Origin of the sequence: Streptomyces sp. NPDC102274 (genome assembly GCF_044766385.1) — a bacterium.
GTDB lineage: Bacteria > Actinomycetota > Actinomycetes > Streptomycetales > Streptomycetaceae > Streptomyces.
This window is the reverse complement of record NZ_JBIWLW010000005.1, coordinates 113,266-120,795: the sequence shown is the minus strand read 5'-3', so window position 1 is coordinate 120,795 and position 7,530 is coordinate 113,266. Positions and strand designations below refer to the sequence as shown.

The 7,530-nt window shown below is 70.7% G+C and carries 5 protein-coding genes; 2 read left to right on the top strand and 3 right to left on the bottom strand.

The window, feature by feature from the left end; all coding sequences use genetic code 11:
• Positions 1-150: 150 nt before the first annotated feature.
• Both ACIRQP_RS09085 and ACIRQP_RS09080 read right to left on the bottom strand, forming a co-directional pair.
• Positions 151-828: an HAD-IA family hydrolase gene (locus ACIRQP_RS09085; RefSeq protein ID WP_403885710.1), complete on the bottom strand. Its 678-nt coding sequence runs from the start codon at positions 826-828 to the stop codon at positions 151-153.
• A gap of 206 nt (positions 829-1,034) precedes the next feature.
• Positions 1,035-2,051, bottom strand: coding sequence for a peptidoglycan-binding protein (locus ACIRQP_RS09080; protein WP_403885707.1), 1,017 nt, complete (start codon positions 2,049-2,051; stop codon positions 1,035-1,037).
• A gap of 214 nt (positions 2,052-2,265) precedes the next feature.
• Between ACIRQP_RS09080 and ACIRQP_RS09075 the strand changes: the two genes are divergently transcribed.
• Positions 2,266-4,314: an MDR family MFS transporter gene (locus ACIRQP_RS09075; protein ID WP_403885704.1), complete on the top strand. Its 2,049-nt coding sequence runs from the start codon at positions 2,266-2,268 to the stop codon at positions 4,312-4,314.
• Positions 4,315-4,465: 151 nt separating this feature from the next.
• Here ACIRQP_RS09075 and ACIRQP_RS09070 read toward each other — a convergent pair whose 3' ends face one another.
• Positions 4,466-5,134: an O-methyltransferase gene (locus tag ACIRQP_RS09070; protein WP_403885701.1), complete on the bottom strand. Its 669-nt coding sequence runs from the start codon at positions 5,132-5,134 to the stop codon at positions 4,466-4,468.
• A gap of 257 nt (positions 5,135-5,391) precedes the next feature.
• Between ACIRQP_RS09070 and ACIRQP_RS09065 the strand changes: the two genes are divergently transcribed.
• Positions 5,392-7,479 carry a bifunctional glycosyltransferase 87/phosphatase PAP2 family protein gene (locus ACIRQP_RS09065; RefSeq protein ID WP_403885699.1) on the top strand — a complete coding sequence of 696 codons (2,088 nt, stop codon included), beginning with the start codon at positions 5,392-5,394 and terminating at the stop codon, positions 7,477-7,479.
• The last annotated feature ends 51 nt before the right edge of the window (positions 7,480-7,530 follow it).

The window sequence follows — 7,530 nt, the reverse complement described above, 5'->3', positions numbered from 1 at the left end:
CGGATCGGGACCCCAGTGGAACCCGGATCGGGACCCCAGTGGAACCCGGATCGGGACCCCAGTGGAACCCGGATCGGGACCCCAGTGGAACCCGGATCGGGACCCCAGTGGAACCCGGATCCGGACCCCAGTGGGACCCGGACCGGTGGATCAGCCGAAGCGCAGCGCGATCTCGCCCGTCGGCAACGCTTCCACCCGCAGTCGGGTGAGGTCCTCGACGTGAGCGTCCGGGGACATCGCCTTAGCGCGCGGGCCCACGCCCACCACACGCATGCCCGCCGCCCGTGCGGCCTCGATGCCTGCCTCGGAGTCCTCGAAGACCACGCAGTCCTCCGGCGCGAAACCGAGGGTCGCCGCGCCGAGAAGGAAGCCCTCGGGATGGGGCTTGCTGGCGCTGACGTTCTCGGCCGTGACGCGGATCTTGGGCATGGGGAGGGCCGCCGCCGTCATACGGGCGTCGGACAGGGCGACGTCCGCCGAGGTGACCAGGGCGTGCGGGAGTTCGGCGATGGCGGACATGAACGCCGGGGCGCCGGGGATCGGGACGACGCCCTCCGTGTCGGCGGTCTCCTGGGCGAGCATGACGCGGTTGTCGGCGTAGTTCTGCTCCATGGGGCGGTCCGGGAGCAGGACGGCCATCGTGGCGTACCCCTGGCGGCCGTGGACGACCTTGAGGACCTCCTCGGGGTCCAGGCCGTGCTCACTCGCCCAGAGGCGCCAGCAGCGCTCCACGGAGGCGTCGGAGTTGACGAGAGTGCCGTCCATGTCGAGCAGGAGGGCGCGGGCGGTCAGGACGGACGTCGTCGTGGTGGAAGCGGTGGCCGTCATCGGCGGACTCCAGAGCGCGGAAGCGGAGGCAAGCGGGGCAAGCGGAGGCAAGCGGGGCAAGCGGAGGCGAGCGGGGCTGGCGAGGCAAACGAGATCGGAACGAGATGGGGGTGAGCGGGGAGAGCGGGGCGAGCGGGACAAGTGATTCCGCCCGTCGGTCAGGGTGAACGGGCGGAACCATTTGTTTCGTCATTATACAAAGCAGGTCAGTGGCGGCCGCCGGTGCCCCGGGTGTCGGCTTCCAGAGCCCGCCGGGTGTCCGGTCCGTAGACGCCCTGAGGGTCATCGGCAATCTGTTTGTACGACTGATAGAGCCCGACGGCACCCGCAACGCGGTCGTCGTACCGGCCGTCGGGGCTGCCGTGGAAGAGCCGGATCTGCGCCAGGCGCCGCTGAAGCTCCACGACCTCGGGCCCGGAGTCGCCCGGCCCGAGCGAGGAGCCCGCCGATGTCCGGCCGGACTCCCGCGACGGCTCGTTCATGGTCTTCGTGGCGGAGGGCGACGGCGTCTTCGCGCCGGACGACCGTGACGCACTCGGGGTCGTGGCCGGGGCAGGCGGCGGGGGCGCGGCGGCCGACGGTGCCGTAGGCGGTGTCGTCGGCGGGGGCGGGGTCGGTGTGGGCGTCACCGCCGACGGCGAGGTGTCCTGCGGGCTCATCGACGGCAGCCAGGTGTGGGCCGTGCCGGGCCGCGCCTGGTCCTCCCCGGCGTCCTGCGAGAGGACCTTCCCGGCGAACGCCACGGTACCGATCACCGCCACCGCCGCGGCGCCGATCGCCGCCGCCCGGTACCGCTTGCGCCGGACGGGCGGCGGCACCGGGCGATCCTCGCTGGCTCCGACCGGGGGCGGCGGCGCGGCGGAGCCCCCCGTCGGCGCGAGCGGCGGCAGCGGGCCCGCCGTACGGAACGACCGCGGCGCCTCGGAACCCGCGTCGAGCGTCACGTACGGCCGTATCCGCAGCGGATCGAAATCCTCGGCCGCCGCGATCTCGGCCGCCCGCTCCGCGGCGTTCCCGGCGGCCTGCTCCGCCGCGTTCCCCGCTGCCGTCTCCTTCTCCTTCGCGCCCTTCACGGTGTCCTGCACCGCGTCCTGCACCGCGTCCTGCGCCGCGTCCTGCGCCGCGCTCTTCTCGGATCGCCCGCCGCGTTCCCCGCAGTCGCAGCCGGGCCTGTCTTCCGCGGTCCGCGGCGTACCGCATTCGGGACAGAGCTGTCCGGTCAACGTGGGTCCCCTCCCCTTGAACTGCCGCCGATTATGCAGCCCGTATCCGAACGGAGTGCGACGCCCGAGCGTTCCGGCGGGTCCTCGGTGCGCGTGGGACACATGAGGGGCGGATGCCTCGTACGGCAAAACGGGATAGAACGGTTCAAAGCAGCCGAGATGAAGATTCGGCGAACCCGAGGAGCGGCCCCATGGTTCAGAAGGAGATACCCCCATGGCCCAGGAAATGAGCACCCCTGCCCTGAGTCAGGCTCCCGGCGAGGGACAGAACCCGCGCGGGGTCCTCGTCGCCATCGGCGCCCTGCTGCTCGGCCTGCTGCTCGCCTCGCTCGACCAGACCATCGTCTCCACCGCGCTGCCGACCATCGTCAGCGACCTCGGCGGCCTGGAGCATCTGTCCTGGGTGGTCACCGCCTATCTGCTGGCCTCGACCGCCGCCACGCCCCTCTGGGGCAAACTCGGTGACCAGTGCGGCCGCAAGAAGCTCTTCCAGATCGCGATCGTCATCTTCCTCATCGGGTCCGCGCTCTGCGGCATCGCCCAGAACATGCCCCAGCTCATCGGCTTCCGCGCACTCCAGGGGCTGGGCGGCGGCGGGTTGATCGTGCTCTCGTTGGCGATCGTCGGCGATATCGTCCCGCCGCGCGAACGCGGCAAGTACCAGGGCCTGTTCGGGGCGGTCTTCGGCACGACCAGCGTGCTCGGCCCGCTGCTCGGCGGCTTCTTCACCGAGTCCCTCAGCTGGCGCTGGGTCTTCTACATCAATCTGCCCATCGGTGTCGTCGCCCTGCTCGTCATCGCGGCCGTCCTGCACATCCCGGTGCGCCGGACCACCCACACCATCGACTATCTCGGCACCCTCCTGATCGCGGCCGTCGCCATCTTCCTTGTGATCGTCGCCTCTCTCGGCGGCACCACCTGGGCCTGGGGCTCGCCCGAGATCATCGGACTCGCGGTCCTCGGGCTGCTGCTCCTCGCCGTCTTCGTACGGGTCGAGCGGCGCGCGGCCGAACCCGTACTGCCGCTGGGGCTCTTCAGGCTCAGGACCTTCACACTGGTCGCGCTCATCAGCTTCATCGTGGGCTTCGCGATGTTCGGCGCGATGACCTACCTGCCGACGTTCCTCCAGGTGGCGCAGGGCGTGAGTCCCACCCTGTCCGGGGTGCATCTGCTGCCCATGGTGCTCGGGCTGCTGATCACCTCCACCCTCTCCGGGCAGATCGTCAGTCGCACCGGCCGCTGGAAGGTCTTCCCCATCCTCGGCACCGGCATCGCCGCCATCGGACTTCTGCTGCTCCACCAGCTCACCGAGTTCACCGGTACCTGGGTGATGAGTGCCTATCTCCTCGTCTTCGGCGCCGGGCTGGGTCTGGTCATGCAGATCCTCGTCCTGGCCGTCCAGAACTCCGTGAGCTATCAGGATCTGGGCGTCGCCACCTCGGGCGCCACCTTCTTCCGCTCCATCGGCGCCTCCTTCGGCGTCGCCATCTTCGGCACGATCTTCAGCAATCTGCTCAACGGCAAGATCAACACGGCGCTGGCCGGCAAGACGCTGCCGCCGGGCGTGGCGCCGGCCGACATCTCGGCCGACCCGCACGCCGTCGGCCGGCTGCCGGTCGCGCTGCGGCCCCCCGTACTGCACGCGTTCGCGACCTCCGTCACCGACGTCTTCCTGTACGCGGTGCCGGTCGTGCTCCTCGGTTTCCTCGTCGCGTGGTTCCTCAAGGAGGACAAGCTGCGCGGCTCGGTGACCGCTCCGGAGATAAGCGAGACCCTGGCGTACAACCCGGTGGAGCGCTCCTCGCGCGACGAGTGCGCCCGCGCCCTGTCGGTCCTCGGCGCCCGCGAGGGCCACCGGCGGATCTACGAGACGATCACCGAGAAGGCGGGGTACGACCTGCTCCCGGCGGCCAGTTGGCTGCTGCTGCGCATCAGACGCCATGGCTCGGTCGAACCCGCCCTGCTCGCGGACGTCACGCCCGTACCGCTCAGGACCATCACCGACGCGTCCCGGCAGCTGGAGGTGCTCCGGCTGGCGCGGCGCGAGGGGCTGGGGCTGACGCTCACCGACCGGGGCGCGGAGATGGCGGAGGTTCTGGCGAAGACGCGCGAGGATTCCCTGGCGAAGTTGCTGGGGGACTGGTGGGGGCCCGACCGGCCGACGGATCTGGTGCTGCTGGTGCGGGAGCTGACCAGCGAGATGTGCGGCTCGGACGGCGAACGGCCACGCGTCCCGGGGCCGCCCAGGGACCACGCCGCCTGACCGCCCGTTACCCGCCGCGCCTCCGTCCGTGTGTTCCGCGGTCCGCAGTCCGCGGTCCGCGGTCCGCAGTCCGCAGTCCGCAGTCCGCAGTCCGCGGTCCGCGGTCCGCAGTCCGCAATCCGTAGTCCGTCGGTCCGGTTGCCCGGCCGGGTCAGTCGAGTACGCGGGCGAGCGCGAAGCCGTCGTATCCCTTGGAGCCCACCGTCTGCACCGCGGTCGCCGACAGCCGAGGATGCTCCGCCATCAGCTCGATCGCGCGCCGCGTGCCCTGCACTGAGGCGTCGGTGCTGTCCGCGTCGGTGACCGCCCCGTTCCGTACGACGTTGTCGACGATGATCACGCTGCCGGGACGCGTGAGCTTCAGCGCCCACTCCACATAGTGCGGATTGTTCCGCTTGTCGGCGTCGATGAAGACGAGATCGAAGGGGCCCGCGTCCTCGGCCGCGAGAACGGGCAGCGTCTCCAGCGCGGGCCCCGTCCTGACCTCGGCGATCTTGTCGAGGCCCGCGTGCGCCAGATTGGCGCGGGCCACCTCGGCGTGGGCGGGTTCGTACTCCAGCGAGATCAGCTTTCCGTTCTCCGGCAGCGCGCGGGCCAGCCAGATGGTGCTGTAGCCGCCGAGCGTGCCGATTTCGAGGACCGTGCGCGCGCCCTGGATACGGGCCAGCAGATGCAGCAACTTGCCCTGGTTCGGGGCGACATTGATGGCGGGCAGGCCGGCCGTGTCGCTCGCGGCGAGGGCGGCCGAGAGCGCTTCGTCGGCGGGTGCGAGCTGATCGGCGAAGTAGCGGTCGACCGCGTTCCACTGCTCCTGGGACATGAGGGCCTTTCGTCGGTTCGGGAGGAGGTGACGGAGGTGACGGGGGGATGGGGGTGACAGAGGCGACGGGGGAGATGGAAATGCGCGGATATGCGACAGCGGAAAAAGGGACAGGGGATACGGACTCATTGTCCGTCGTCGGCCCGTCCCGTTGTCCTCGCAAGTCCGGAAATCATGGGCCCCAGGACAAAACATGGATGACAGTCAGGCGAAGAGGGGGTTGCCTGAGTCTTCCGGATGGGGCAGTGCGAGGCTCTATGCCTCAGGGACGGCGTTATCGGACGGAGGGTCGGCGCGGCGTGGTGAATGCGGAGCACAGCGTGCACGGCGGTGCGGCGGCAGGTACGGCGGGGACCGGTTTCGGTACGGCCCGCGCGGTTCTCTGGCTGGTCGCCGCCGTACTGGCGGTCAGACAGGCGGCGGCGGTGCTCCGGCATCCGCCCGGTGAACGGCTGACCGATCTGGAGACCTGGATCGGTGAGAACGGTGTGCTGCATGTGACGGGCTCGCTGTACGACACCGGGAGGTTCACCGGGACACCGTTCGCCGGCCTCGTACTCAAACCGCTGGCGCGCTCGGCCGAGCAGAGCCTCGGGATCGCGTGGACCTTCGGGACGCTCCTGCTGGTCGTCGCCCTCGGTCTCGTCGCGGCCCGTGCTCTCCCCGGCCGGGTGTCGCGCCGTACCCGACTGCTGGCCGCGCCGGTCGCGATCAGTCTGCTGATGCTGTCGCTGCCCGTACGCAACAGCTTCTCGCTCGGCCAGACCAGCATCATTCCCGTCCTGTTGGTGCTGCTCGGCTGCTTCGTCGCCCGGGGCGAACGCGTCTCCGGTGTGCTGATAGGCATCGGCGCGGCGCTCCAGCCCGCCGTACTGCTCTTCGTACCGCTGCTCTGGCTGACCGGCCGCAGGAGTGCCGCCGTGACGACGACCGGGGTCTTCGCGGCCGGTACGGCGGTGGCGTGGTTCGCGATGCCGGGCGACTCCTGGGTGTACTGGGTGCACCATGTGGCGGGCGCGGGCCTCGGTGAGCGCCCCGACAGCCTCGCCAACCAGTCCCTGCACGGCGCACTGCTCAGGATCGGCCTGGAAGGGCCCCTGGAAGTGGCGCTGTTCGTGGCGCTGGCCGCGGTCGTCGTCCTCCTGGGGCTGCGGCGCGCGGTCCGTTACGCGCGGGACGGGCAGCTGCTGCTCGCCGTCGCGCTGACCGGCTGTGTCGCGATCGCCGTCTCGCCGACGGCCTGGCAGCACCAGCTGCTGTGGGTGCTGCTGGCACTGGTCGGCCGGGTCGGCGTACGGGCCAGGGACCGGCTGGTGTGGCCGGCGGTCGTGGTGCTGGTGATGACGCTGCCGGGGACGATGCTGCTGCCGAACGTGGGGGTGCTCGTGCCCCTGCGGGAGAACGCCCCACTGGTCGCGGCGCTGGCGGCGGCCTGTGCGGTGCCGTTCCTGACGCGCACCGCGCCGTACTTCGAGGAGCCGGTCCCGACCGAGTACGCGCGGCCCGCGCCCGCGCGCTGGGGCCGGATACCGCTGGCGCCGTTCTGGAAGCGGCTGTTCAGCCGGCCGAACCTGCTGCTCGAAGTGCTCGCCATCCGGGTCGGTTTCTCCGTCTACACGCAGATCCGGCTCGCCGCGACGGGCGGTCGCGAGGCCGCCGAGGAACACGGCCGGCAGATCCACTCGATCGAGCGGGCGCTCGGGATCGACATCGAGCACTGGGTCAACCACTCGGTCGTGGACGTGAAGTGGGCCGAGAGCTTCTTCAACTTCTACTACTCGTCGTTCCACTTCCTGGTGCCGCTGGCGATCCTCGGCGTTCTCTACGTACGCCGCCCGGCGGACTACCGCTGGGCGCGCTCCTCGCTCGGCTTCGCCACGGTGCTCGCGCTCATCGGCTTCTGGCTCTACCCGCTGGCGCCGCCGCGGCTGATGCCCGGCCTCGGCTTCATCGACACCGCGCACGGCCCCCAGGATCTGACCAACCCGGACTACGGCGCGCTGACCGCGCTCACCAACCAGTACGCGGCGATGCCGTCGCTGCACTTCGGCTGGTCGCTGTGGTGCGGCGTGGTGATCGTCGTCCTCGCACCCAAGCCGTGGATGAAACTGCTCGGGGTGCTCCACCCGCTCTTCACGGTGTGCGCGATCGTCGCCACCGCCAACCACTGGGTGCTCGACGCGGTGGGCGGCGCGGCGGTGGTGGGGGCCGCTTTCGGGCTGACGTATCTGCTGGCGGGCCCGCGGAAGCTGCTGCCCCGGGCGCCGGCGCTCGTGAAGGCCGATCCGTTCCCGGAGGGGGAGGTGGAGCGGCAGCCTGAGCTTGAGCCGGGGCATCGAGCGTGACGTCAGGGGCATGATCCCGCCCTCAATTGCGCATAATGTCGACTCGGCGCC